Origin of the sequence: Pseudomonas sp. KB-10 (assembly GCF_018221585.1) — a bacterium.
Classification (GTDB): Bacteria; Pseudomonadota; Gammaproteobacteria; order Pseudomonadales; family Pseudomonadaceae; genus Aquipseudomonas; species Aquipseudomonas yangonensis.
On record NZ_QYYB01000005.1, the window covers coordinates 88,316 to 112,941 of the forward strand.

A 24,626-nucleotide genomic window follows, 5' to 3' on the forward strand; every position below is an offset into this window, starting at 1 on the left:
GGTGGGATCCTCTTCTTCTTCGAATGCGCTCCGGCGTACGGCGGGCCGTCCTGGCTGGCGGCCAAGCTAGCATAGCGTTTCCGTGACCGCCAAGCCGTTTGCCGGGCGATAGCGCGTGGCTGGGGCGCGGGTGTCGCCTGGTTGCAGCTGCTTGTCGCGCAGGCGAAACAATGGCACGAGAAAAATGCCGAGCGCAGAAAGCAAAAAGCCCCAGCACATGGCTGAGGCTCTTCGTTTACTGTTCATGGTGCCCAGGGACGGAATCGAACCGCCGACACGGGGATTTTCAATCCCCTGCTCTACCAACTGAGCTACCTGGGCCAACGGGGCGCTATTAGACGGTTTTGCAGGATCAGTGTCAAGCGCGGGTTTGAAAAATATTTAATTATTTCGGGCGCTTAGGTTCGTGAGCGGAGAAAACGGGGAGGGCAGCCGGGGTTGCGCGCATGGATATGCAGCGGTTGTCGCGGATGAAGCCCCTCCCACAAGCATTCTTATTCGCTCGGCGGTACGTAGCCTTCGGCCTGGGCGTATTCCTCGCCTGAGAGGAACTTGTCCATCTCGGTCTGCAGGAACTTGCGGTCTTCGGCGTTCATCATGTTCAGACGACGCTCGTTGATCAGCATGGTCTGGTGCTTCTGCCACTCGTCCCAGGCCTGCCTGGAAACGTTATTGAAGATGTCTTCGCCTTTGGCGCCGGGGTAGGGCGCGCGATCCAGGCCGGGCAGTTCCTGTTTGTATTTGCGGCACTGTACGGTGCGGGTCATGTCGGTTCTCCAGCGGTAATGGCTTGCGCCGCGCGTTTGAGCAGTTTCTTCACCGGGGCGGCGAGGCCCAGGCGCGGCGGGGTGGCGAGGTTATACCAGAGCCAGTCGCCCTCGGCCACGCGGCTCGGCTGCTCGGTCACCCGCACCAGCCAGGGTTCGATGGCCAGCTGGAAGTGGCTGAAGGTGTGGGTCAGGCCCTCAAGTTCGCGGCGTTCGCCGAGTTCGAGCCGCTGCTGCTGGCCGAGCTCGTCGAGCTGAGACAGGTCATCCAGTTCCGGCAGGCTCCAGAGGCCGCCCCACAGACCCGTTGACGGGCGGCGATAGAGCAGGATGTCGCCGGCGGCGTTGACCAGCAGCGGCATCAGGGTGCGCTTCTGCGGCAGCGTCTTGCGCGGCTTGGGGATTGGGTAGCGGATTTCCAGGCCGAGCAGATGCGCCTGGCAGCCGCTGCGCACCGGGCACAGCAGGCAGGTCGGCTTGCTGCGGGTGCAGAGGGTGGCGCCGAGGTCCATCATCGCCTGGGTGTAGTGGCCGACCCGTTCGTGCGGGGTGAGGCGCTCGGCGACGTCCCACAGCTGCTTGGCCACCTTCGGCTCGCCCGGATAGCCCTCTTGCGCCACGTAGCGCGCCAGCACGCGCTTGACGTTGCCGTCGAGGATCGGCGCGCGCACGCCCATGCTCAGGCTGGCGATGGCGCCGGCGGTGGAGCGGCCGATGCCGGGCAGCTCGGCCAGCGCCTCGACGCTGCGGGGGAACTCGCCGCGGTGCTCGCGCATGATGATCTGCGCGGTCTTCTGCAGGTTGCGCGCGCGGGTGTAGTAGCCCAGGCCGGTCCACAGGTGCAGCACTTCGTCTTCGGGCGCTTCGGCCAGGTCCTTCACGGTCGGCAGCGCGGCCATGAAACGGTCGAAGTAGCCGAGCACGGTGCTGACCTGGGTCTGCTGCAGCATGATCTCCGAAACCCAGACGCGATAAGGCGTGATGTTCTGCTGCCAGGGCAGATCCTTGCGCCCGTGCTGGTCGTACCAGGCCAGCACGGCGCCGTTGAACTGCTCCGGACTCATCGGTTGAACAGGCCCTTGAGTGCGTCTTTCAGATCCGGGCTGACCTTGTCACCGAGCTTCTCTTCCAGCTTCTCGGTCAGCTTGTTGCCGGCCAGGCGTGCGGCGATCTTGCCCAGGCCGTCCTGATCCAGGCGGCAGGCCTTGGCGCCCAGCTCCAGCGGGCCGCGGCAGCGCAGCGGCCATTCGATGCCGACGTAGCGTTCGTTGACCTGGCAGGCCGGGTCCGGCATTTCACGCTTGTCGCCTTCGATGGTGATGCCGACCTTGTAGTCGAGGCCCAGTACGCGCAGGTCGAGATCGCCATTGCCGCTGACCGCCAGGCCCGGCACCTGGGCCTTGAGGTCCGGGTTGTGGGCGACGCCGTCGCGCACGCTGAGGCTGCCCTTGAGCTCGCGGAAGGGGGTGTCCTTGCCGGTTGGCGGGTTGCTCAGCGACTTGCGGTTGAGCGTGGCGATGCCGCGACAAAGTTGCTGTTCGAGATTGGCGTCGATCAGCACGCCATCGTTGAGGACGAAGCTGGCGTTGCCGTTGAGCGCCTCGATCCACTCCTTCTGGCTGTTGCCGCGGGTGTTGAACTTGGCATCGAGGTCGAGCTGACCTTTGATTGGAGACGGCTGATCATCCTTCTTCAACAGCGGCTCCAGCGGGATGCGGCTGAGGCGTTTTTCCACGCTGATCATCGGCTCGGCCTGGCGCACGTCGATGCGCCCGCTGCCGACGAAGCTGCCGCCCTGCATCTTGCCGCGCGCTTCCTCCAGGGTGATCAGGCCGCCACGGCCATTGGCCTTGAGATTGACATCAGTGAAGGGCTGCTTGTCGTAGGTGAGCTGGCCGAGGCTCAGCGCCAGCTGCAGGTCGAGTTTGCGCAATTGATCCACCGGCAGCACTTTCTCGTTGCTCCAGGCCTGCTGGGTCGGGGCATTGGGCAGCGGGGTGGTGCCGTCCTTGCCGGCGCCGGCGATGCTCTCCTTGACCTCGGCCTTGCGTGCGGCACCGGCACTGTCCTTGGCTTTCGGTGGCAGGTAGCGATCGAGGTCGAGCTTGTCGCCCTTGAGGTCGGCGCGCAGCGCCTGCTTGGCGACATCGGCCACGCCCAGCTTGCCGGTGAAGGTGCTGCCGTCGAGCTTGAGGTTGAGCTCCTCGAGCATCATGCCCTTGCTCGAACCGTTCAGGCGGCTGACCAGTTCGAACTGGTTCAGGGCATCGCTGGCCTGCATGGGTGGCAACTCGACGCCGATGCCATCGAGGAACTCGCGCAGATTGAGCGAGGCGATGGACAGCCCGCCGGAGATCTTGGCGTCCTCGCCGAGCTCGCGCGCCTTGATCTCGCCGAGGGCGCGCAACTGGTTGGCGGAAAGCTTGAGGCCGTTCCATTCGGCGATGTTGGCCGCCTGGTCGACCAGCAACTGGCCCTGGGCGGAGAAGTTCAGGGTCTTGCCCTTGAGCGGCTCACCGGAGGCTTCGCCGGTCAGCTTGAGGTCTTCGAACTGGTAGCGCTTGAGCGCGCGGTCGAAGCGCAGCTGACCTTCGACCTCGCTGCGTGCACGCAGCACCGGCTGGTTGGTGCCGAAGAAGGCGCTGAACTTGACCGGAATGCTGGCGCCTTCGCGAATCGCGCCGGTTTTCAGCTCGATATTCTCGACGGTGAATTGCTGGCCCTTCTGCGCGTCGCTGTAGTCGATGCGCGAGTTGCTCAGGGTGAGGCTGTCGATATCCAGCTTGACCGGCTGGCCGGCCGGCTTTTCGCTCGGCTGGCTCGGCGGCGCATCTTCACTCGGTGCGGGTTCGCTGGGCGCTGGTTGCGTGCTGCTGGCCTGGGCCGGGCGGCCCACGCCTTCCCAGTTGCCATGGCCCTTGTCGTCGCGCTGCAGGTTGAGGTTTAGGCCGTCGACGCGGATGTCGCTCATCTGCACCTCCTTGCGCAGCAACGGCATCACGCGCACCGACAGGCCGATCATGCGCAGGTCGGCGAAGGGCTTGTCCGCGGTGTCGGCGCTGGCCAGGGTGGCGTCGGTCAGCTCCAGACCCAGCCAGGGGAACAGGCTCCAGCCGATATCGCCCTTGAGCTGCAGCTCGAGGTTGGCCTTGTCGCGGGCGATCTGGCGGATTTCGTCCTTGTAGTCGTTGGGGTCGAACAGGTGAGTCAGGGCGAACAGCAGCGCCACTACGATCAGCAGCAAGCCGAGAAGGAAGAGGCCCAGGATCTTGCCGAGCGCTTTCATGGACGATTCCTTGTTTCGATAACGAAATGTGCGGGCGGCCAGTGGAGGCGCAGCCGTCGGTAATGGCGCCGATTATAGCCTTACAGGGCTTCTGCGACCCGCTCGGCAATGGCCAGGCTGGCGGTGAGTCCTGGCGATTCGATGCCGAACAGGTTGACCAGGCCCGGCAGGCGGTGGTCGGCAGGGGTTTGGATCAGGAAGTCGGCAGCCGGTTCCCCGGCCCCGCTGAGCTTTGCGCGCACGCCGGCATAGCCGGGTTGCAGGCGGGCCGCATCGAGTGCCGGGAAGTAGCGGGCGATGGCGGCGGCGAAAGGCGCACGCAGGTTCTCGTCGACTGCGTAATCGAGGGTTTCCAGCCAGCGCACGTCCGGGCCGAAGCGCAGTTGCCCGGCGAGATCGAGGGTGGCGTGTATGCCCAGGCCGGCCGTATTGGCCTCCGGCATCGGATAGATCAGCCGGGAGAATGGCGAACGCCCGCTGTAGCTGAAGTAGCGACCCTGGCACAGGTGCAGCTGCGGCACCGGCAGGCCTTCGATGGTGCGGGCCAGGCGCTGGGCGAAGGGGCCGCCGGCATTGATCACCCGTTGTGCGCGCAGGGTAAAGGCCTCGCCCGCGCTGTGGCCGCTGGCGATCCAGGCGTCACCGTCGCGCTGCAGGCGTTCGACGCGGCTGTGCAGCACCAGCTGTGCATCGCGGCTCTCCGCCACCGCCAGCAGCGACTGCAGATAGGCATGGCTGTCGATGATACCTGTGCTCGGCGAGAGCAGAGCGCGGACACCGCGCAGGGCTGGTTCGAGCTCATTCAGGCGTGGCTGGTCGATCTGCTGCAGATCCGTTACGCCACAGGCCTCGGCATTGGCGGCCAGAGTCTCGAGCTTGCCGATTTCGCTCTCCTGCACCGCCACCAGCAGCTTGCCGATCCGCCGGTGCGCCACGCCGTGCTGGTTGCACCAGGCGTACAGGCGTTCGCGGCCCTCCAGGCACAGTTCGGCCTTGAGCGAGCCGGGCGGATAATAGAGGCCGGCGTGAATGACCTCGGAGTTACGGCTGGAGGTGTGGCTGCCGATCAGGCCTTCGGCCTCCAGTATCAGGGTGTCGGGCTTGCCCAGGCGGGCTGCGCAGGCCAGGCCGAGGGCGCCGGCGCCAATGATCAGGGTATCGACTTCGTGCATGGCTCTATCGGTGTGTTTGCTGGTTGGCGGGAGCATAGCAAGAGCCGCGTTGCGCTCTCGGGAAAGGGCATGTCGGTCTGCGTGGCTCATCCCGACCATCGCCGGTAGCCGTTGCCGCCCCGGCGCGCCTATAATGCTGGCCTTTTTCCGTTGGCAATTCGTGGAGCTGGTGATGGCCGAACGTACGGCATTCGTCGAGCGCAACACCCTGGAGACCCAGGTCAAGGTCTCGATCAACCTGGATGGCACCGGCAAGGCCAAATTCGATATTGGCGTGCCGTTTCTCGAGCACATGCTCGACCAGATCGCCCGTCATGGCCTGATCGACCTCGATATCGAGTGCAAGGGCGATCTGCATATCGACGACCACCACACCGTCGAGGACGTCGGCATCACCCTCGGCCAGGCCTTCGCCAAGGCCGTCGGCGACAAGAAGGGCATGACCCGCTACGGCCACTCCTACGTGCCGCTGGACGAAGCACTGTCGCGCGTGGTGATCGACTTCTCCGGTCGTCCCGGCCTGCAGATGCACGTGCCGTTCACCCGCGCCGTGGTCGGCAACTTCGACGTCGACCTGTTCCAGGAATTCTTCCAGGGCTTCGTCAACCACGCGCTGGTGTCGCTGCACATCGACAACCTGCGCGGGCACAACACCCACCACCAGATCGAGACCGTGTTCAAGGCCTTCGGCCGCGCGCTGCGCATGGCGGTGGAGCTGGACCCGCGCATGGCCGGGCAGATGCCTTCCACTAAAGGCTGTTTGTAAATGCAGACGGTAGCCGTAATCGACTATGGCATGGGCAACCTGCACTCGGTGGCCAAGGCGCTGGAGCATGTCGGCGCTGGCCGCGTGCTGGTAACCAGCGACGCCAAGGTGATCCGCGAGGCCGACCGTGTGGTGTTCCCCGGCGTCGGCGCGATCCGCGACTGCATGGCCGAGATCAGGCGGCTGGGCTTCGACGAGCTGGTGCGTGAAGTCAGCGCCGACCGTCCGTTCCTCGGCATCTGCGTCGGCATGCAGGCGCTGCTCGAGCGCAGCGAGGAGAACGACGGCGTCGACTGCATCGGCCTGTTCCCCGGTCAGGTACGCTTCTTCGGCAAGGACCTGAGCGAAAACGGCGAGCGCCTCAAGGTGCCGCACATGGGCTGGAATGAGGTCAGCCAGGCGGTCAAGCACCCGCTGTGGCACGACATCCCGGACAATGCGCGCTTCTACTTCGTGCACAGCTATTACATCGAGGCCGGCAAGCCGCAGCAGGTGGTCGGTCGCGGCCACTACGGCAAGGACTTCGCCGCGGCATTGGCCGAGGGCTCGCGCTTCGCCGTGCAGTTCCACCCGGAGAAGAGCCACACCCACGGCCTGCAGCTGCTGCAGAACTTCATCGCCTGGGATGGCCGCTGGTAATGGCCCGCAACAAGGCTCCCAGTCTGGCGCTCGAGCCTGCCCAGGAGCAGGCCGCGCTGCTGATGCTGCAGCGCTTTCTCGATGAGCGTTTCGAGCTACAACTCGGCACCTTCGAAGTGCAGGAAGTTCTCGACCAGATCACCCGCGAGCTGGCGCCGCACTATTACAACAAGGCGATTCTCGACGTGCAGGCGCACCTGAAGGACAGGTTCGAAAGCATCGAGAGCGACCTCTGGGCGCTCGAAAAGAGCTGAGCGCCTTACCGAATTCAAACTTGAGCAGGTTCAACCGATGCTGATTATCCCCGCTATCGATCTCAAGGACGGCGCTTGCGTGCGTCTGCGTCAGGGCCGCATGGAAGACTCCACGGTATTTTCCGATGACCCGGTGAGCATGGCCGCCAAATGGGTCGAGGGCGGTTGCCGTCGTCTGCATCTGGTCGACCTCAACGGTGCCTTCGAAGGCCAGCCGGTCAACGGTGAAGTGGTCACCGCCATCGCCAAGCGCTACCCGAACCTGCCGATCCAGATCGGCGGCGGCATCCGTACCCTAGAGACCATCGAGCACTACGTGCGCGCCGGCGTCAGCTACGTGATCATCGGCACCAAGGCGGTGAAAGAGCCGGAATTCGTCACCGAGGCGTGCAAGGCCTTCCCCGGCAAGGTCATCGTCGGCCTGGATGCCAAGGACGGTTTCGTCGCCACCGACGGCTGGGCGGAAGTCTCCAGCGTGCAGGCCACCGACCTGGCCAGGCGCTTCGAGGCCGACGGCGTGTCTGCCATCGTTTATACCGACATCGCCAAAGACGGCATGATGCAGGGCTGCAACGTCGAAGCCACCGCCGCGCTGGCTGCCGCCAGCAAGATTCCGGTGATCGCCTCCGGCGGCATCCACAACCTCGGCGACATCGAGAAGCTGCTGCTGGCACGCTCGCCAGGCATCATCGGTGCCATCACCGGCCGCGCCATCTACGAAGGCACCCTGGATGTGGCCGAGGCCCAGGCCTTCTGCGACAACTTCAAGAATTAAGCACGCTCTGAAGCCCTCGCTAAGCGAGCGAGCCGCTTCAGACGCAAGGCGCGTGGCGCGCAGCGACGAGACAGTACTGTAGTACGGCGAGGAGCGAGCACCACGCAACGCCGCGGATGTGCGGCGCAGCCGGTTAGAGAGGGTTTCAGCATGGCATTGGCCAAACGCATCATTCCTTGCCTCGACGTGGACAACGGCCGCGTGGTCAAGGGCGTCAAGTTCGAGAACATCCGCGATGCCGGCGACCCGGTGGAGATCGCCCGCCGCTACGATGAGCAGGGCGCCGACGAGATCACCTTCCTCGATATCACCGCCAGCGTCGATAACCGCGATACCACCCTGCACACGGTCGAGCGCATGGCCAGCCAGGTGTTCATCCCGCTGACCGTCGGTGGTGGCGTGCGCACCGTGCAGGACATACGCAACCTGCTCAATGCCGGCGCCGACAAGGTGTCGATCAATACCGCCGCCGTATTCAATCCCGAGTTCGTCGGCGAAGCCGCAGCACGCTTCGGTTCGCAGTGCATCGTCGTCGCCATCGACGCCAAGCGCGTATCGGCGCCAGGCGAGCCGGGCCGCTGGGAAATCTTCACCCACGGCGGGCGCAAACCCACCGGCCTGGATGCCGTGGAGTGGGCGCGCAAGATGGAAGGCCTGGGCGCCGGCGAGATCCTGCTCACCAGCATGGATCAGGACGGTGTGAAGAGCGGCTATGACCTGGGCGTGACCCGCGCCATCAGCGAGGCCGTGCGCGTGCCGGTGATCGCCTCCGGTGGCGTCGGCAACCTGCAGCACCTGGCCGACGGCATCCTCGAAGGCAAGGCGGACGCCGTGCTGGCTGCGAGCATCTTCCACTTCGGTGAGTACACCGTGCCGGAAGCCAAGGCCTACCTGGCCAGTCGCGGCATCGTCGTGCGCTGATCTGTCGCGCCGCGCGGGGCTTAACAGCTGCTCAGCGCGGCGTTTACATATGCCTGAACCGCCCGTTTGACGCCGTTTTCGCTCAAAGCTGCGGGCGAGTCGACGGCAAAGTGCCAGCGATCCGGCTAGCATGAACACATATCCCTTCACTCTGCTTCTCCGCGCTCGCGGAGGGCTGTTTTTGCCGAGCATTTTCTACACGGAGTCTTCATGTTCCTACTTCGATTCTTGACCATCCTGGCCCTGACCTGTGGCCTCAGCCTCGCCCGTGCAGAATCGCTGGTGCTGCTTACGGAGAATCTGCCGCCGTTCAATATGTCGGTCAGTGGCAACAATTTCGCCCGGGACGACAACGTCACCGGTATCAACGCCGATATTCTGCGTGCGGTCTGTGAGCGCGCCGAGGTGGACTGCCAGATGATCCTGCGCTTCCCCTGGCAACGGGTGTACCAGCAGACGCTGGACGACGTCGGCTACGGCCTGTTTTCCACCGCGCGCACCGCCGAGCGTGAGGATCAGTTCAAATGGGTCGGGCCGCTGGCCAGCAACGAGTGGGTGCTGTTCGCCCGGGGGGACAGCGACATCCAGCTGCCCTCGCTGGACGAGGCGCGGCGTTACCGCATCGGTGGCTACAAGAATGACGCCAAGACCCAGTTTCTGCTCGACCGCGGCTTCGAGGTGCAGACAGCGCTGCGCGACAACGAAAACGTGCACAAGCTGGCGCGCGAGCAGATCGATCTGTGGGTCACCTCGAATCAGGCTGGACGGTTCATGGCGCGTCAGGAGGGTATGCAGAACCTCAAGGTAGTGCAGCAGCTGCACACCGCTGAACTCTATCTGGCGCTCAACCGGCAAACGCCGGATGAGCTGGTGCAGAAGTTGCAAAGTGCACTGGATTCGCTGCGAGCCGATGGCACGTTGAAGGCCATCGAAGCCCGCTATTGAGGCACACTGCCAGTAATCGCTGGGCCGGGGAGGGCATGGCGGTTATGCTGATGCAGTCTGCCTTTTATTAGAACGAGAAATGCCATGTTCAAACGCCTGCTGATCTCGTTGGGCGGCACCCTTATGGTGCTTGTCGGCGCTGCGCGCGCCGAAGTGGACCCGAACTTCAATGTGGTCCTGCTTACCGAGAACTTTCCGCCCTACAACATGGCGGTCAATGGCAAGAACTTCGCTCAGGAGGACAATATCAGCGGCATCGCCGTGGATATCGTCAAGGAAATGTTCAAGCGCGCCGGGGTTCAGTACAACCTGACCCTGCGCTTCCCCTGGGACCGCATCTACAACCTCGCGCTGGAAAAGCCCGGCTACGGCGTGTTCGTGACCGCGCGATTGCCGGAGCGCGAGCAATTGTTCAAGTGGGTCGGCCCCATCGGCCCGGACGACTGGGTGCTACTGGCCAAGGGTGACAGCCCACTCAGCCTGGCCAGCCTGGACGAAGCCAAGGCCTATCGCATCGGCGCCTACAAGGGCGACGCAATTTCCGAATACCTGACCGAAAAGGGCGTCGAGCACAGCACCTCGCTGCGCGACCAGGAAAACGCGCGCAAGCTCGAGACGGGGCAGATCGATCTTTGGGCCACGGGGGATCCGGCCGGTCGCTACCTGGCCAAGCAGGAGGGCATCTCCGGCCTCAAGACCGTTTTGCGTTTCGACAGCGCCGAGTTGTACCTGGCGCTGAACAAGGAAATGCCCGATGAGATCGTCGCCAGGCTGCAGGCGGCCCTGGATGAGATGCGCGCCGAAGGATTCGTCGACGCCACCTTGAACAGCTACCTGTAAGCAACGAACACGCGGCCGGCCACGAGCCGGTCGCTCGCCATGGATGGCAGAGCCACTGAGTGCCAGTCAACGGGCTCGGGCCCATGCACGGATGCCGCTAGCCATAACCACAAATCACGCGAGCGGTACGTCTTATGCTGAAAACTCTGAAGAAAAGCCTGTTCGTCGCCCTGTTTCTCGCCTCCGGTTTCGCCCATGCGGAGCTGCCGGCGGACTACAAGGTGGTGCTGCTGACCGAGAATTTCCCGCCCTTCAACATGGCGGTGGACGACAAGAACTTCGCCCGTGACGACGGTATCGATGGCATCAGCGCCGACATCGTGCGAGAGATGTTCAAGCGTGCCGGCATCGATTACACCCTGACCCTGCGCTTCCCCTGGGATCGTCTCTATCGCCTGACCCTGGACAAGCCCAACTATGGCCTGTTCTCCACTACCTATACCGATGAGCGCAAACCGCTGTTCAAGTGGGTCGGCCCGCTGGCCAAGACCGGCTGGGTGCTGCTCGCTGCGCCGGGCAACGACATCAGGGTGTCGAGCCTGCAGGACGCCGCCAAGTACCGCGTCGGTGCGTACAAGAACGATGCGGTCAGCCAGCATCTGGAAAGCCAGGGGCTGGAGCCGATCAACGCCCTGCGTGACCAGGAGAACGTGAAGAAGCTGGTGCGCGGGCAGATCGACTTGTGGGCCACCACCGATCCGGTCGGGCGTTACCTGGCCAAGCAGGAAGACGTCAGCGGCCTCAACACCGTGCTGCGTTTCAATGACGCCGAACTTTACCTGGCGCTGAACAAGGACACCCCGGACGAGGTCATCGAGCGGCTGCAGAAAGCGCTGGACGAGATGCGTGCCGACGGCTTCATCGACGACATTACCGAGAATTATCTGTAACCGGGTTGTCGGGTGGCGGCGCGCACGGCGCATCCAGCGAATCTTCCGGGATAGCGCCGGTACAGCCTGTCGCTGACAACGGCCCATATGAAAACGCCGCAGTTTCGCGAGGAAATTGCGGCGTTTTCTTTTGCAGGCCGGCTCAGTTGCCGCGCGTGACGCTCAGGCCCTTGAGCAGATTGAGCGCCTGGCTCAGCTGATAGTCGTCGTCCTGCGGGCGTTCGGTGCGGGCGAGCTGGCCGATCCGGCTCGGGCGATCCGCACCGCCGTTGCCATTGCCCAGGTGGCCCTGCAGATCGGCTTCCTTGATACCTTCGGCCTCCTCCTCGCGAGTAACCTTGGCGCGCGTCACTTCGATGTCGGGGACGATACCCTGGGCCTGGATCGAGCGGCCGTTGGGCGTGAAGTACAGCGCAGTGGTCAGCTTCAGGGCGCGGTCGTTGTTCAGCGGCAATACGGTCTGTACCGAGCCCTTGCCGAAGCTGTCGGTGCCCATCAGCACTGCGCGCTTGTGGTCCTGCAGGGCGCCGGCGACGATTTCCGAAGCCGAGGCGCTGCCGCCGTTGATCAGCACCACCAGTGGTACGCCCTCGCTGGCATCGGCCGGGTCGGCGTTGAAGCGCAGCTCGGAGTTGGGCAGGCGGCCTTCGGTGTAGACGATCAGCCCGCTCTTGAGGAAGTGGTCGGCCACTTCCACCGCGGCCTGCAGCACGCCGCCCGGGTTGTTGCGCAGGTCCATGACCAGGCCGCGCAGCTTCTTGTTGCCGTTTTCCTGGCGCAGCTTGGTCAGCGCCTTGCCGACTTCCTCGCCAGTGTTGACCTGGAATTGCGAAATGCGCAGGTAGCCGTAGCCGTCTTCGAGCATCTGGCTCTTGACGCTGCGTACCTTGATCACCGCGCGGGTCAGGGTCAGGTCGAAGGGGCGGCCGCCGTCACGCACCAGGGTCAGCTCGATCTTGCTGCCGGCCTTGCCGCGCATCTTCTCCACGGCTTCCATCATCGACAGGCCCTTGGTCGGCTGGCCATCGATCTTGACGATCAGGTCACCGGGCTGGATACCGGCCTTGGATGCCGGCGTGTCGTCGATGGGCGATACCACCTTGACGAAGCCATCCTCCATGCCGACCTCGATGCCCAGGCCACCGAACTCGCCGCTGGTGCTTTCCTGCAGCTCGGCGAAGGCTTCCGGTTCGAGGTAGGCCGAATGCGGATCGAGGTTGCTGAGCATGCCCTTGATGGCATTTTCCAGCAGGGTCTTGTCGCTGACCGGCTCGACATAGGCAGCCTTGATGCGGTCCATCACCTCGGCGAAGGTGCGCAGATCATCCAGGGGCAGCGGGGCCTTGCCGCTCGCCGCCGGTGCTGGCGCAGGGGCAGGCTCTGCCGCTTGCAGGGCTGGAGTGCCGAGCAGCAGCCCGAGGGCCAGAGCCAGGCAGGTGGGGCGAAAGCGATGGGGCATGAAGACAACTCCTAAATGAATGAGGCGCTATCAGGCTCTGGGCCTGATCATCCCTGCGCGCGGCACCACTGTGCCGGGTCACTCGGGCGACCGTTCTGGCGAATGGCGAAGTACAGTGCCGATGTGTCCTGACCACCGCTGCTGCCAACGGTGGCGATGGCTTCGCCGGCCTTGACCACATCGCCGGCATTCTTCAGCAGGCTCTGGTTGTGGCCGTACAGGCTCAGATAACCATTGCCATGGTCGAGAATGACCAACAGACCGGCGCCACGCAACCAGTCGGCGAAAACCACTCGGCCGCCATGCACGGCACGCACCTGGCTGCCGGCGGGCGCACCGATCAGTACGCCATCCCATTTAGTACGAGCGTCGCCGCCGCGAGGGGTTCCGTAGCGTGCTACCAATCGGCCATCGACCGGCCATGGCAACTTGCCGCGCGCGCTGGCGAAAGGCCCGCCGTAGACAGCGCCTGAGCTGACCAGCGGACCGCTGGGCTGGCTGCTTTGCTGGCTGCCCGGACGCGCCTGCTCCGCCTTCTGAGCGGCCAGTGCGCGCTTGCGCGCTTCCTCGGCTTCGCGCGCCTGGCGGGCCAGGGTCTGCTCGATGGTCTTGAGTACGCGGCCCAGTTCGGCCTGTTCCTGCTGGCGTGCCTTGAGCCGCTGATCGCGGCTGGCGAAGTCGCGATTGAGCTTGGCCAGTGCCTGCTGGCGCTCCTTGCGCGCCTCGGCGAGCTTGGCGTGGCGTTCATCCAGGCCTGTCTTCTGCGCCTGCAGCTGGGCCTGGTGGCGGGTGATTTCCTGTTCGACGTTGGCCAGTTGGCGCAGGGTCTCGTTGAATGCGGAGAGCTGTTCGAGACGCGCCTGACTGAGGTAATCGTAATAGGTGAGGGTGCGCGAGAATTTTTCCGGATTCTGCTGGTTGAGCAGCAGCTTGACGTACTCCTGGCGGCCGCTCTGATAGGCGGCGCGGGCCTGGATGGCGATCAGGCGTTGCTGTTCAGTGCGCGCGCTCTGGAGTTTTTTTTTCTCCTGATCCAGGCGCTGGATTTCCTGCTCGCTGCCCTTGAGCTCGCGTTGCAGTTCCTTGACCTGGTTTTCCAGGTCGCCCATCTCGGTTTCGGTCTTCTTCAGCTGCTGCTGCACGCCGGATTTTTCCTGCTGCAGCTTCTCCAGCAGCTTCTTCAGCTCGGCGACGTCCTGGCGCGCGGCTTCGAGCTGGCGCTGGGTATCGGCGCGCTGATCGGCGATGGCCGGAGCGATCAGGCTGCTGAGCAGAATCAGGGCAAGGATGCGAAGCATGGGCGAGGCGACACCGGAGGGCGAATTGAGGCCTAGTATGCCCGTGCTGCCGGGCAAAAAAAACGCCCCAGGCCTGATGGCGCGGGGCGTTTCTTGTTTTATGCCGATTACTGCAGCTCGACGATGGTCTTGCCGGTCATCTCGGCCGGTTGTTCCAGACCCATCAGCTTGAGCAGGGTCGGCGCCACGTCGGCCAGCACGCCGCCTTCGCGGATGCGCGCCGAGCGCTTGCCGACGTAGATGAACGGCACCGGCTCGCAGGTGTGCGCGGTGTGCGCCTGGCCGGTGCACTCGTCTTCCATCTGTTCGACGTTGCCGTGGTCGGCGGTGATCAGCGCCTCGCCGCCGACCTTCTCCAGCGCCTCGGTGATGCGACCGACGCAGGTATCGAGAGTCTCCACGGCCTTGACCGCCGCCTCGAATACGCCGGTATGGCCGACCATGTCGCCGTTGGCGTAATTGACGATGATCACGTCATAACGCTGGTTCTCGATGGCATCGACGATCTTGTCGGTGACTTCCGGCGCGCTCATTTCCGGCTTGAGGTCATAAGTGGCGACGTTAGGCGACGGAATCAGGATGCGCTCTTCGCCCTCGAACGGCTCTTCGCGCCCGCCGGAGAAGAAGAAGGTGACGTGGGCGTATTTCTCGGTCTCGGCGATGCGCAGCTGGGTCTTGCCGTTTTTCGCCAGGTATTCGCCGAGCACGTTGGTCAGCGCTTCCGGAGCGAAGGCAGCGGGCGCCGGGATGCTCGCCGCGTACTGGGTGAGCATGACGAAGCCGACCTGCGGCGCGCGCTTGCGCTCGAATTCCTTGAAGCCGGGCTCGACGAACGCGCGGGTCAGTTCGCGGGCACGGTCGGCGCGGAAGTTCATGAACACCACGGCGTCGCCATCCTCCACCTGCACCGGCGTGCCGATGGTGGTGGCCTTGACGAACTCGTCGCTCTCGCCACGCTCGTAGGCGGCCTGCAGACCTGCCACAGCGCTGGCGGCGTTGAACTGGCCGGCGCCGTCGACGATCAGGTGGTAGGCCTGCTCGACGCGGTCCCAGCGGTTGTCGCGGTCCATGGCGAAATAACGGCCGGTGAGGCTGGCGATGCGGCCCTTGCCGAGGCGGGCGAAGGCTGCATCGAGCAGCTCGATGGACGGTTGTGCGCTTTTCGGTGGCGTGTCGCGGCCATCGAGGAAGGCGTGCAGGTAGATCTTCTCGGCGCCGCGCTTGGCGGCCAGTTCGGCCATGGCGACGATGTGATCCTGATGGCTGTGTACGCCGCCATCGGAGAGCAGGCCGAGGATGTGCACGGCCTTGCCGGCGGCCACGGCCTTGTCCACGGCCTGATTGATCGTGGGGTTCTCGAAGAATTCGCCGTCGCGGATCGCCTTGGTCACGCGGGTGAGGTCCTGATACACCACGCGCCCCGCGCCGAGGTTCATGTGACCGACTTCGGAGTTACCCATCTGCCCGTCCGGCAGGCCCACGTCCATGCCGCTGCCGGAGATCAGACCGTGCGGGTAGGTGGCACGCAGGCGGTCGTAGACCGGCGTACTGGCAGCATGGATGGCGTTGTACTCGGGTTTGTCGCTGTGACCGAAGCCGTCGAGGATGATCAGAACCAAGGGTTTTGGCGTGGCACTCATTAAGCTGGCTCGCTCTGCGTCTGAGGGGGCAAGGAAACAGCCCGGCATTTTAGGGCCAAGCGCCTGGCGCGTCACTGCCAGACGGGGTTTGGCCGACCTGTGGGGCTGTGTATACTGGCCGGCATTTTACCGTCCTGGGCCATATAGATGTTCGCCAACCTGATTGAATTCATCATTAATCACTACGTACTGAGCGGCATGTTCGTCGTGCTGCTGGTACTGCTGATCGTTACCGAGATGCGCAAGGGCGGGCAGAGCCTGTCGAGCCGCGAGCTCACCGCGCTGGTCAACGGCGACAAGGGCGTGGTGCTCGACGTGCGTGCGCAGAAGGACTTCTCCGCCGGCCATATCGTCGGCTCGCTGCACATCCCTTATGACAAGGTGGCGGCGCGTATCGGCGAGCTGGAGAAGCACAAGGCCAAGACCATCGTCGTCGTCGACGCCATGGGTCAGCATGCCGGCAGCATCGCCCGCGAGCTGAAGAAGGCCGGCTTCACCGCCGCCAAGCTGTCCGGTGGCATCGCCACCTGGCGTGGCGACAACCTGCCGCTGGTGAAGTGACATGGCCGACGTGGTCATCTATTCCAGCGACTGGTGCCCCTACTGCATCCGCGCCAAGCAGTTGCTGGCCAGCAAAGGGGTGGATTACGAGGAAATCCGTGTCGACGGCGAGCCTGCCATTCGCGCGGAGATGACCCGCAAGGCCGGGCGCACCTCGGTACCGCAAATCTGGATCGGCAGCACCCATGTCGGTGGCTGTGACGACCTTTATGCCCTGGAGCGCGCCGGCAAGCTCGACGCCCTGCTGCAGAACCCCGCTTGAAACCTCAACGTTAAGGAATGCTAACGCCATGACCGAGCAAGCCAACAGCGGCGCAGCCGCTGCCGAATCGCAGAACCCGCAATTCTCCCTGCAGCGCATCTACGTCAAGGACCTGTCCTTCGAAGCGCCGAAGAGCCCGGAAATCTTCCGTCAGGAGTGGACGCCGAGCGTCGGTCTGGACCTCAACACCCGCCAGAAAGCGCTGGAAGGTGACTTCCATGAAGTGGTGCTGACCCTGTCGGTGACCGTGAAGAACGGCGAAGAAGTCGCCTTCATCGCCGAAGTGCAGCAGGCCGGCATCTTCCTGATCAAGGGCCTCGACGCTGCCTCGATGAGCCACACCCTCGGCGCCTTCTGCCCGAACATCCTGTTCCCCTACGCCCGTGAGGCGCTGGACAGCCTGGTGACCCGCGGTTCCTTCCCGGCCCTGATGCTGTCGCCGGTGAACTTCGATGCGCTGTACGCGCAGGAGCTGCAGCGCATGCAGCAGGCTGGCGAGACCAACGCGCAATAAGCGTCGTTTCGCTGCAAAGACGCCGCGACTCCTTGCGAGGATCGCGGCGTTTTGCTTTTTGGGGCTGAGTTCTTTAGCGAACCGGCTTCGCGGCTGAAGCGGAGTGCCGCCCGGCCGCTCCTGCGGGGTTAGCCGCCCGCGCCGGCGAAACCGTTCTGCCGCCAGGCTTCGTAAACGGTGACTGCAACCGTGTTGGACAGGTTCAGGCTGCGACAGCCGGCGCGCATCGGCAGGCGTACGCGCTGCTCTGGCGGCAGGGCGTTACGCACGTCCTCGGGCAGGCCGCGGCTTTCCGGGCCGAACAGGAAGGCGTCGCCGGGCTGGTAGGCGATTTCGTGGAAGGGTTGCGAACCCTTGGTGGTAAAGGCGAACAGGCGCGGCTGGCCGAGGGTGTCGAGGCAGCTCTGCAGGTCAGGATGGCGCTTGAGCGTGGCGTATTCGTGATAATCCAGCCCGGCGCGACGCAGGCGTTTGTCGTCCAGCTCGAAACCCAGTGGTTCGATCAGGTGCAGTTGGCAGCCGCTATTGGCGCACAGCCTGATAATGTTGCCGGTATTGGGCGGAATTTCCGGTTGAAAGAGGATGACGTGGAACATGCAGCACTCCGAGCACTGGGACGATCGCCATTCTACGCCGCCAGAAGATCCGCGGCCGCGTTTGCGCTGGCGTTTTATGGCGTCGGTGATGCTGATCGCCTTTCTCGTCGGCATGATGATCGGTCGTGTATTCGACCCGCCCCGTTTGCGCATCGAGGATGCCGAGGCCTGGGAGCTGGGGCTGCAGCTCTGGTTCAATCGTGAGCCTGAGGCGCAGGTCGAGCATGTCGACGGTGCATTGGTGTATCGCTATGAGGATGCCTACGGGCGGGTGCGCGATGGCCAGCTCAAGCTGCCGCTGGGCCTGGTGAACTGGCGCCTGGAGCGCGACGGGCGGGATCTGCTGCTGGTGTTGGTGTCACCCCGCCCGTTGCAGGGGGAGTGGCGCGGCTCGCAAGAGGACGGACGCTGGCGGGCGCGCCTGGCGCTACGTCCCAGATAAAGAAGGGGATTCCCCGGCCTGCCTGTACCAAGGTCCCCGAAACGGATGGCGCCGCTCGTCGAGCGGGTTGCGGCGCACTGCATGTGACGCACACGTCACGGCGAATAAAGAGGGGGATTCCCCGGCCTGCCTGTACCAAGGCCCCCGAAACGGGTGGCGCCGTGCTCGTCGAGCGGGCTGCGGCGCACTGCATGTGACGCATACGTCACGGCGAATAAAGAGGGGATTCCCCGGCCTGCCTGTACCAAGGTCCCCGAAACTGGGATTGCCTTAGCTTATGCAGGGGGTGTGCCAATTTTATTACCGAAGCGGCAAGGCCCGATTTCGCTGGCTTCCAGGCCCTCGGGCGAGGGCTGCGGCGGCATTTGCAGCGCCACGGTGCACCAGCGTGCAGCGCGATGCACCGCTGGCGCACCACGCTGTGTGCACTCTCGTTTTTGGCGCTCAGCGTGGCAGCAGGCGCAGCGTGCCCTGGCTGTGCGCTTTCACATCCGCCTCGCCGAGGTGCTGCGGCTGATATTCGCCGGCCACGTGGGCGGCGGCCTGATCGCCGTAATGAGCGTCGAACGGTACGCCGCTCTGGCCTACCGGAATGCCGCCCAGGGCCTTGTCTGCGTCGCCGAGGTCGACCAGACGCCGGGTCGAGGGACCGTAGACCACGGGCCAGGGCGCCGGCCCGATCTTGTGCGACAGGTTGTTCGGCGTTTCATGACCACCAGGCGCGGCCAGCGGGCCGACGTTGAGCAGCCAGGCCAGTGGCTGCTGTTGGCCAAGCGGATGGCTGTGGGTGAGGGTATGGCCACGGTCCCAGGTCCAGGCCCCGACATCATCGCCGAACAGGCTGCGCAGGTGCTCCAGGCTGGCACGCCAGGCCTCGGCGACGATCTGTGCGCGGTTTTCACGCTGCTCGCTGCCCTGACGATTCCACCAGGGCGAGTCGGCATTGGCGGTCAGGCGCGGTAGCGCGGTGTCGAGCGCGCGGGTTTGCAGCAGGCTGTCGAAGAACGCTTCGCCCAGCTCGTCGGCCATGGCTTCGTGGGCGAGCTGGTAGGTCAGTTGGTTGAACAGGGTGGCGGCCACGGAATCGAGTGCGTGGTCGCCATTCCACTCGGCCAGTTGTTCCACCAGCGCACGCTCCTGATCGTTCGCCGCTGCGCTGCGCAGTTCGTCGAGGATCGGTGCCAGCAGGCGCGGGCCGTAGCCGGTACCGGGGTCGAGCTGCAGTGCCTGACTGTTCTGCGTATCCCATTTCACCGAGGCATCGCTCAGGTGCTGGTTCAGACGCTGACCACGATCAGGCAGGTTGTAGTAACCGGGAATTTCGATACCGCTGGCCGGCACGGGCTGGTAATTGGCCGAGAGGATGTAGCCGCGCTGCGGATTCTCTTCCTGCGGGTTGGCGCTGAAGGGGTGATAGCCGAGCTTGTCCGCTTCACCGCTAGCGCCGTCGAGAATGAAGGTCGGGTTGACGCCCGCGGGTCGCAGCGGCAGCTTGGCTGCCGCCCACCAGCCGATATCGCCGCCGGCGTTGGCCCAGACCACGTTGAGGCCGGGGGCTTCGATCTTCTCGGCGGCGGCGCGGGCCTTGTCCAGGGTGTCGGCACGGTTGAGCTGGTAGAAGGCCTCGAGCGTCGGGTTGTCGGTTTCGAGGAAGGCCCACCACATGGCGATCGGCGTGCTGCCGCTGGGCTGGCCCAGAGCGTCGTTGATGATCGGGCCATGCGGGGAACGACGCAGGGTGATCTGCACCGGCTCGCCGCCCTTGACCTGGATGCTTTCCGTGCGTTGCTGGAGGTCGACCCAGTTGCCCTGGTACCAGATCTGATTGGCATTGTCCGGATTGACCCGCTCGGTGATCAGGTCGAGGTCGTCGTTCTGGAACATGGTGAGGCTCCAGGCGAAGTCGCGGTTATGGCCGAGCATGGCGCTGGGGATCAGCGCATGGTGGTAGCCGTACAGCTCGTAGCCAGGTGCCTGCAGGTGCGCTTCGTACCAGACGGCCGGCAGCGAGAAGCGAATGTGCGGATCGCCGGCCAGCAACGGCTTGCCGCTGGCGGTGCGGCTGCCGGAGACGGCCCAGGCGTTGCTGCCCTCGAACTGCGGCAGGCCGGTGCCTGCCAGGGCGTCATTGCTGAGCTGGGCGAGGGCGGATAGGTCCTGCCAGTCGCTGGCGGCCAGGGTGGTACCGACTACGCCCTGCGGATGCCAGTCGAGGTCGAAGAGCTCGAGATAGTCCGCGCCCAGCTCGTCGCGGATGTGGGTCATCACCGGTTCGGTGCGCAGCGCCGCGGCGAAGCTGTAGGCCATGTAGCCGGCGACGCTGAGGGTGTCGGCAATGGTGAAGGGGCGTGGCTCGATGCCCAGCAGGTCGAACTCCAGAGGGCGCGGGCGACTGGCCTGGTACTGGTTGATGCCTTCGAGGTAGTGCTGCAGGGCCTGGGTGGACGGGCTGCCGGCGTCCAGGCGGGCGGCGTAGGCATCGGCATGGCGGCCGATTTCCAGGGTGCGGAACAGGCGGTCGGTGGGCACCAGTTTCTCGCCGAGCACTTCGGCCAGCTCACCGCGCGCCAGGCGCCGCAGCAGCTCCATCTGGAACAGTCGGTCCTGGGCGTGAACGAAACCGAGGGCGCGGTAGAGGTCCGCTTCATTTTCGGCGCGGATATGCGGCACGCCGCGTTCGTCGTAGTCGACAGCGACCGGCGCCTGCAGCGCGCCGAGCACCTGCTCGCCGTCGCGTTGCGGTTGTTTGTCGTGCAGGTACCAGGTCAGGCCGCCTGCTGCGGCGGCAATCACCAGCGCAAGGGCGGTCAGGGAACGTTTCATCCAGCGATCCTTATTGTTGTGGGGCGAGCGTGCAGCATTGTGCTCAGGCGCCTGAGTGTCGGCATTGACCATATGCCTCAATACTGGAAGTCTATGGTCAATATGAGGCTGGAGCCACCATGCCCGAAAACGCGTTCGTAGCCCTGACCCACTCCTCGACCCTGCGTCGCCTGCTTTATGAGGCCCTGGCGGCGCTGGGGTTCGATCCGACCGATACCTACCGTCGCGCCTACGCCGGGGTGCCGCTGGCGGCGCCGTTGCTGGAGGCGCGTGAGGAGCACGACAACGCACCGCGTTTCTGGCAGGCGCTGCAAGGTATCAGCGGCGATGCCGACATCGGCCTGCATCTGGGCGAGATGATGCAGCCACGGCCGATGGATGTGGTCGGCTACCTGTTGCTGGCAGCGCGGGACCTGCGGCAGGGGTTGCTGGCCTTCGTGCGCTTCCAGCACATCCTCTCCGGTGGTTTTGCCGCACGGTTGGAGGAGCAGGGTGATGAAGCGCGCCTGGTGATCGATCTGAACTACCGCGAAGTCGGCTCGTTGCGTCAGCAGATGGAATGCCTGGCCGTGCTGCTGAGCAAGATGCTGGCTGCGGCCGCTGGCGGCGAGCTGCCGCTGATGGGCGTCGAGTTTCGCCACCGGGCGCCGCGCAGGCTTGTGGAGCATCGCCGACTGCTTGGCGTCGAGCCGCGGTTCGCGCAGCCGCACGATGTGCTGATCCTGCCGCGTGCACTACTCTCACGGCCCTCGCGCAGCGCCAACCCGCGGCTGTTCGAGGTGCTCAGCGAGGAGGCCGAAAGGCAGTTGGCGGAGCTGGTGGAGAACCAGTTGCTGGTGCGGGTGCGCTACTGGCTGGAGGTCAACCTGGGCAATGCGACCTGTAGCCTGGAGACCTGTGCGCTTGCTTTGGGTAGCAATCGCAGCGCCTTGCAGCGGGCACTGAGCGAGCAGGGCAGCAGCTTTCGTGCGTTGCACGATGAAGTGCGCCGCTTGCGTGCACTACGCCTGCTCGATCGGGGCCTGGGCGTGCGCGAGGTGGCGCGGGCCTGCGGTTTCGCCGAACTGTCGCCGTTCTACCGCGCCTTTCGCCGCTGGCAGGGCAGTACGCCCCGCGGGCGTGGCTGAGACTAGTCAGCTGCCAGGCTTGTTCCATTCGCAGAAGCAGCCCACGGCCAGGGTATTGCTGGCGTCCACCTTGCGCCCGGCAGCCAGCGCTTCGAGTATGGGTTCGATGAAGCTGTTGCTCGAGTTGCACACCAGGCCCTCGCTGTAGGGGCCGAAGTAGGCCAGTTGGCCCTGCCTGTCCCAGATTGCTACGGCGGGGCTGGCCGGCAGGTCCGCGCTGCCGGGCAGTTCGTTCAGTGGCTGCAGTGCGGCCAGTTCGGCAGGCAGGCGGCCCCGGCTGCCGGGCTTGCGTACGACATGGAACTGCACCCCTTGCGGTGCATAGTGCTCGATCAGCTCGGCGAGGTGCTGCTGGTTGCCGACGTTGCATGGGCAGGCCGGGTCCCAGAAGTGCACCAGGCGGATCGCGCCAGGTCCGCTCAGCTCGGCAGGCAACTGCAGCTCGGCGCCGGAGAACACCGCTGCGCGCTCGTCGAAGGTGCGCAGGTAGCGCATTTCGAACCAGCGATAGGCGAGCGCCAGGCCGATCAGCGAGGCCAGGGCGAGCAGGGCAATGAGCAGGTTCTTGCGGGACGGGCGGGGCATGATCGGGCCAGGCGAAAAAGGGCGTGTAGCTTGCCACGATGAGCCTGGCAGCTGAATATCGCAGCATTCGAGGAGTTGTCGCGGGGATCGCCCATCGATCACCCGCATTGATGGAAAGCCTTATGTCAGAGCCGTTTCAGCCCGATCAACTACGCCCCTTGCTGCGACCCTTGGCCGCAGCACGCCTGGATCTGCCAGTGCTGCAGGCCTATCGCAGCTTCTATGGCTTCGATCTGGCCGCGCGCTTTGCCGGTTTGGACAACCGTCTGGGCAGCTTCAATGCCGCCGGCTACCAGATCGCCGTGCAGCTATGGGCCCCAGCCGAGCCGCAAGGCACTCTGTTGTTGCTGCATGGCTATTACGACCATATGGGCCTGTATCGGCATGTGGTCGACTGGGCGCTGAGCATGAACTTCGCCGTACTCGCCTGTGATCTGCCTGGGCATGGACTGTCCAGCGGGGCGCGCGCCAGTATCAGTGACTTCGCCGAATATCAGCAGGTTCTCAGCGGCCTGTTCGAGCAGGCCAGCGAACTCGGGCTGCCACAACCCTGGCATCTGTGTGGCCAGAGCACGGGCGGTGCGATCCTGCTGGATTATCTGCTCGCCGATGGCAAAAGGCCGGAACTTGGGCAGAGCATCCTCCTCGCGCCACTGGTGCGCCCGCGCGCCTGGGCCTGGTCGAAACTCAGCTATCGCCTGCTCAGCCCTTTCGTTCGCGAGATCCCGCGGCGCTTCAGCGAAAACTCCAGCGACGCCACCTTCATCGATTTCGTGCACAACCTCGACCCATTGCAGCCGCGCAGCCTGCCAACGGCCTGGGTCGGTGCGCTGGCTCAGTGGGTGCCGAGAATCGAGGCGGCCGGGCGCAGCGAGCACAGCCCGCTGATCGTTCAGGGCGAGGCCGACATGACGGTGGACTGGCGCTACAACCTCGAGGTGCTGCAGGACAAGTTCCGCCAACCGGAGATCTTACGCCTGCCCGAAGCGCGCCATCACCTGGCCAATGAGAGCGAGGCGTTGCGTCGCAATTACTTCGATTTTCTGCGCGAGCGTCTGGCTTAGCTTCCCTGCGGCAACGGCTGCGGGCCAGAAAAGGTAGGAGCGGATTTATCCGCGATTGGCGTTAGCGCTGAAACCGCAAGAATCGCGAATGAATTCGCGCCTGCATGAGCGCGCCGACTCAGGCTGGCTTCAGATGCCCTGGGGGGCCGGTTCCAGCTCATTGGTGCTCATGCCCACCGCCAGGCCGGCGCGCAGCGACTGCAGGGCGGCCTGGTAATAGGCTTTGCCCGCATCCGATTGGGCGAATTCGACGAACTGCTCCAGTTCCGGGTCGCTCAACTCGCGGTAGACGTGCAGCAGGGTATTGTCGAGATCCTGCTCGATCTGCGCCATCAGGCGCTCACGCTGGCCGTTGAGCAGGCCCTGGGCCTGGCCGCCGCCGAGCAAACCGGGAATCATCTGGCTGAGGCTGTCGGCCGCCACACCGGCCAGTGCCAGGCTGACTTCGGCGCCAGCCTCCTTGGCGGGAATGGCCTGGGCCAGGTGACGAATCAGCAGGCGACGGGTGGCGTCGGCGTCGGCGTCGGTGCGCGGCAGGCCATTGGCGTACTTGGCCAATTGGTCGCTACGGGTAGCCAGGGTTTCGGCGGCGACGATCTTGCGACCCAGCGCGGATTCGAAGAAGGCCAGCGCCGGCTGCGGGTCGGCCAGTTCCATACGCAGGCTGTTCTGCGCGCGCTGGTCGATGGCGGCAGCGGCGAAGCGGCGGTTGCTGTTATCCACCAGTGCCTGGAATACCGCCGGAGGCAGGGTGCTGCGATAGCGCTGCTGGGCGGCGTCGAGTGCCTGGTTGAAGTGTTCGCGCTGTTGCGGCCAGCCTGCAGCCTGGTACAGGCGCAGATGATCGTCGGCCAGGGCCGGCAAGGTCAGGCCAATCAGCAACAGGGCAAACAGAACGCGCATCGAGAACTCCTTGGCAAACTTTCCCAGCCGGCCGCAGGCTGTTGCGGCCGGTTATTTTCGGTGCCTGACGGGGGCTTGTCGAGCTATGTCTAGCGGC

The 24,626-nt window shown here is 64.7% G+C and carries 25 protein-coding genes and 1 tRNA gene; 14 read left to right on the top strand and 12 right to left on the bottom strand.

Annotated features, from left to right (window positions below; genetic code table 11):
• Positions 1–245 precede the first annotated feature (245 nt).
• From DXK50_RS15110 to DXK50_RS15130, 5 genes are all read right to left on the bottom strand, one after another.
• Positions 246–321: transfer RNA gene (locus DXK50_RS15110), tRNA-Phe, on the bottom strand.
• 173 nt (positions 322–494) lie between these two features.
• Positions 495–767, bottom strand: coding sequence for an oxidative damage protection protein (locus DXK50_RS15115; protein ID WP_212630879.1), 273 nt, complete (start codon positions 765–767; stop codon positions 495–497).
• A complete protein-coding gene (mutY, locus tag DXK50_RS15120) occupies positions 764–1,831 on the bottom strand; it encodes an A/G-specific adenine glycosylase (protein ID WP_212630880.1) in 1,068 nt (355 codons plus the stop codon). The genes DXK50_RS15115 and mutY overlap by 4 nt, the downstream gene beginning before the upstream one ends.
• A complete protein-coding gene (locus DXK50_RS15125; protein ID WP_212630881.1) occupies positions 1,828–4,053 on the bottom strand; it encodes an AsmA family protein in 2,226 nt (741 codons plus the stop codon). The genes mutY and DXK50_RS15125 overlap by 4 nt, the downstream gene beginning before the upstream one ends.
• Positions 4,054–4,133: 80 nt before the next feature.
• On the bottom strand, positions 4,134–5,225 hold the full coding sequence (locus tag DXK50_RS15130; protein WP_212630882.1) for an NAD(P)/FAD-dependent oxidoreductase: 1,092 nt from the start codon (positions 5,223–5,225) through the stop codon (positions 4,134–4,136).
• 172 nt (positions 5,226–5,397) lie between these two features.
• Here DXK50_RS15130 and hisB point away from each other — a divergent pair, with 172 nt between their 5' ends.
• From hisB to DXK50_RS15170, 8 genes are all read left to right on the top strand, one after another.
• Positions 5,398–5,991, top strand: coding sequence for an imidazoleglycerol-phosphate dehydratase HisB (gene hisB, locus DXK50_RS15135; protein ID WP_004374009.1), 594 nt, complete (start codon positions 5,398–5,400; stop codon positions 5,989–5,991).
• Complete coding sequence (gene hisH / locus DXK50_RS15140) at positions 5,992–6,630, top strand: imidazole glycerol phosphate synthase subunit HisH (protein ID WP_212630883.1); 639 nt, start codon at positions 5,992–5,994, stop codon at positions 6,628–6,630.
• Entirely contained in the window at positions 6,630–6,884 is a 255-nt protein-coding gene (locus tag DXK50_RS15145; RefSeq protein WP_024309931.1) for a DUF2164 domain-containing protein, read from the top strand. Before hisH ends, DXK50_RS15145 begins: the two co-directional genes overlap by 1 nt.
• A gap of 37 nt (positions 6,885–6,921) precedes the next feature.
• Positions 6,922–7,659, top strand: a complete 738-nt coding sequence (gene hisA / locus DXK50_RS15150) for a 1-(5-phosphoribosyl)-5-[(5-phosphoribosylamino)methylideneamino]imidazole-4-carboxamide isomerase (RefSeq protein WP_024309930.1) — start codon at positions 6,922–6,924, stop codon at positions 7,657–7,659.
• A gap of 150 nt (positions 7,660–7,809) precedes the next feature.
• Positions 7,810–8,580: an imidazole glycerol phosphate synthase subunit HisF gene (hisF, locus tag DXK50_RS15155; RefSeq protein ID WP_037055302.1), complete on the top strand. Its 771-nt coding sequence runs from the start codon at positions 7,810–7,812 to the stop codon at positions 8,578–8,580.
• A 210-nt stretch (positions 8,581–8,790) separates the two neighbouring features.
• Entirely contained in the window at positions 8,791–9,525 is a 735-nt protein-coding gene (locus DXK50_RS15160; protein WP_212630884.1) for a substrate-binding periplasmic protein, read from the top strand.
• Positions 9,526–9,609: 84 nt separating this feature from the next.
• Positions 9,610–10,365, top strand: coding sequence for a substrate-binding periplasmic protein (locus tag DXK50_RS15165; RefSeq protein WP_212630885.1), 756 nt, complete (start codon positions 9,610–9,612; stop codon positions 10,363–10,365).
• 134 nt (positions 10,366–10,499) lie between these two features.
• A complete protein-coding gene (locus DXK50_RS15170) occupies positions 10,500–11,255 on the top strand; it encodes a substrate-binding periplasmic protein (RefSeq protein WP_161866164.1) in 756 nt (251 codons plus the stop codon).
• Between the two features lie 142 nt (positions 11,256–11,397).
• On the opposite strand, the gene DXK50_RS15175 is transcribed toward DXK50_RS15170, so the two are convergent.
• The 3 genes from DXK50_RS15175 to gpmI all read right to left on the bottom strand — a co-directional run bounded on the left by DXK50_RS15175 (position 11,398) and on the right by gpmI (position 15,652).
• Positions 11,398–12,714 carry a S41 family peptidase gene (locus DXK50_RS15175; protein ID WP_212630886.1) on the bottom strand — a complete coding sequence of 439 codons (1,317 nt, stop codon included), beginning with the start codon at positions 12,712–12,714 and terminating at the stop codon, positions 11,398–11,400.
• Positions 12,715–12,761: 47 nt separating this feature from the next.
• Positions 12,762–14,012: a murein hydrolase activator EnvC family protein gene (locus DXK50_RS15180; protein ID WP_212630887.1), complete on the bottom strand. Its 1,251-nt coding sequence runs from the start codon at positions 14,010–14,012 to the stop codon at positions 12,762–12,764.
• 107 nt (positions 14,013–14,119) lie between these two features.
• Positions 14,120–15,652, bottom strand: a complete 1,533-nt coding sequence (gene gpmI / locus DXK50_RS15185) for a 2,3-bisphosphoglycerate-independent phosphoglycerate mutase (RefSeq protein WP_212630888.1) — start codon at positions 15,650–15,652, stop codon at positions 14,120–14,122.
• Between the two features lie 147 nt (positions 15,653–15,799).
• Between gpmI and DXK50_RS15190 the strand changes: the two genes are divergently transcribed.
• From DXK50_RS15190 to secB, 3 genes are read left to right on the top strand one after another with little or no spacing between them, the layout of a single operon-like run.
• Positions 15,800–16,213 (top strand): rhodanese-like domain-containing protein, encoded by a 414-nt coding sequence (locus tag DXK50_RS15190; RefSeq protein WP_161866160.1) that lies wholly within the window; start codon positions 15,800–15,802, stop codon positions 16,211–16,213.
• A 1-nt stretch (position 16,214) separates the two neighbouring features.
• Complete coding sequence (gene grxC, locus DXK50_RS15195; RefSeq protein WP_212630889.1) at positions 16,215–16,475, top strand: glutaredoxin 3; 261 nt, start codon at positions 16,215–16,217, stop codon at positions 16,473–16,475.
• Between the two features lie 28 nt (positions 16,476–16,503).
• On the top strand, positions 16,504–16,989 hold the full coding sequence (gene secB, locus DXK50_RS15200) for a protein-export chaperone SecB (RefSeq protein ID WP_024309921.1): 486 nt from the start codon (positions 16,504–16,506) through the stop codon (positions 16,987–16,989).
• Positions 16,990–17,117: 128 nt separating this feature from the next.
• Here secB and trmL read toward each other — a convergent pair whose 3' ends face one another.
• Positions 17,118–17,585 carry a tRNA (uridine(34)/cytosine(34)/5-carboxymethylaminomethyluridine(34)-2'-O)-methyltransferase TrmL gene (trmL, locus tag DXK50_RS15205; protein WP_212630890.1) on the bottom strand — a complete coding sequence of 156 codons (468 nt, stop codon included), beginning with the start codon at positions 17,583–17,585 and terminating at the stop codon, positions 17,118–17,120.
• Between trmL and DXK50_RS15210 the strand changes: the two genes are divergently transcribed.
• Positions 17,584–18,027, top strand: coding sequence for a hypothetical protein (locus DXK50_RS15210; RefSeq protein WP_161866157.1), 444 nt, complete (start codon positions 17,584–17,586; stop codon positions 18,025–18,027). The two genes, trmL and DXK50_RS15210, sit on opposite strands and share 2 nt — an antisense overlap.
• 444 nt (positions 18,028–18,471) lie before the next feature.
• Here DXK50_RS15210 and DXK50_RS15215 read toward each other — a convergent pair whose 3' ends face one another.
• Positions 18,472–20,850, bottom strand: a complete 2,379-nt coding sequence (locus DXK50_RS15215) for a penicillin acylase family protein (protein ID WP_212630891.1) — start codon at positions 20,848–20,850, stop codon at positions 18,472–18,474.
• Between the two features lie 119 nt (positions 20,851–20,969).
• On the opposite strand from DXK50_RS15215, the gene DXK50_RS15220 reads away from it, so the two are divergent.
• Positions 20,970–21,977: an AraC family transcriptional regulator gene (locus DXK50_RS15220; protein ID WP_212630892.1), complete on the top strand. Its 1,008-nt coding sequence runs from the start codon at positions 20,970–20,972 to the stop codon at positions 21,975–21,977.
• Positions 21,978–21,983: 6 nt separating this feature from the next.
• On the opposite strand, the gene DXK50_RS15225 is transcribed toward DXK50_RS15220, so the two are convergent.
• On the bottom strand, positions 21,984–22,562 hold the full coding sequence (locus DXK50_RS15225) for a DUF6436 domain-containing protein (RefSeq protein ID WP_212630893.1): 579 nt from the start codon (positions 22,560–22,562) through the stop codon (positions 21,984–21,986).
• A 122-nt stretch (positions 22,563–22,684) separates the two neighbouring features.
• Between DXK50_RS15225 and bipL the strand changes: the two genes are divergently transcribed.
• Positions 22,685–23,626, top strand: coding sequence for a phospholipase BipL (gene bipL, locus DXK50_RS15230; RefSeq protein WP_212630894.1), 942 nt, complete (start codon positions 22,685–22,687; stop codon positions 23,624–23,626).
• Between the two features lie 129 nt (positions 23,627–23,755).
• On the opposite strand, the gene DXK50_RS15235 is transcribed toward bipL, so the two are convergent.
• Complete coding sequence (locus DXK50_RS15235; protein ID WP_212630895.1) at positions 23,756–24,529, bottom strand: hypothetical protein; 774 nt, start codon at positions 24,527–24,529, stop codon at positions 23,756–23,758.
• Positions 24,530–24,626 lie beyond the last annotated feature (97 nt).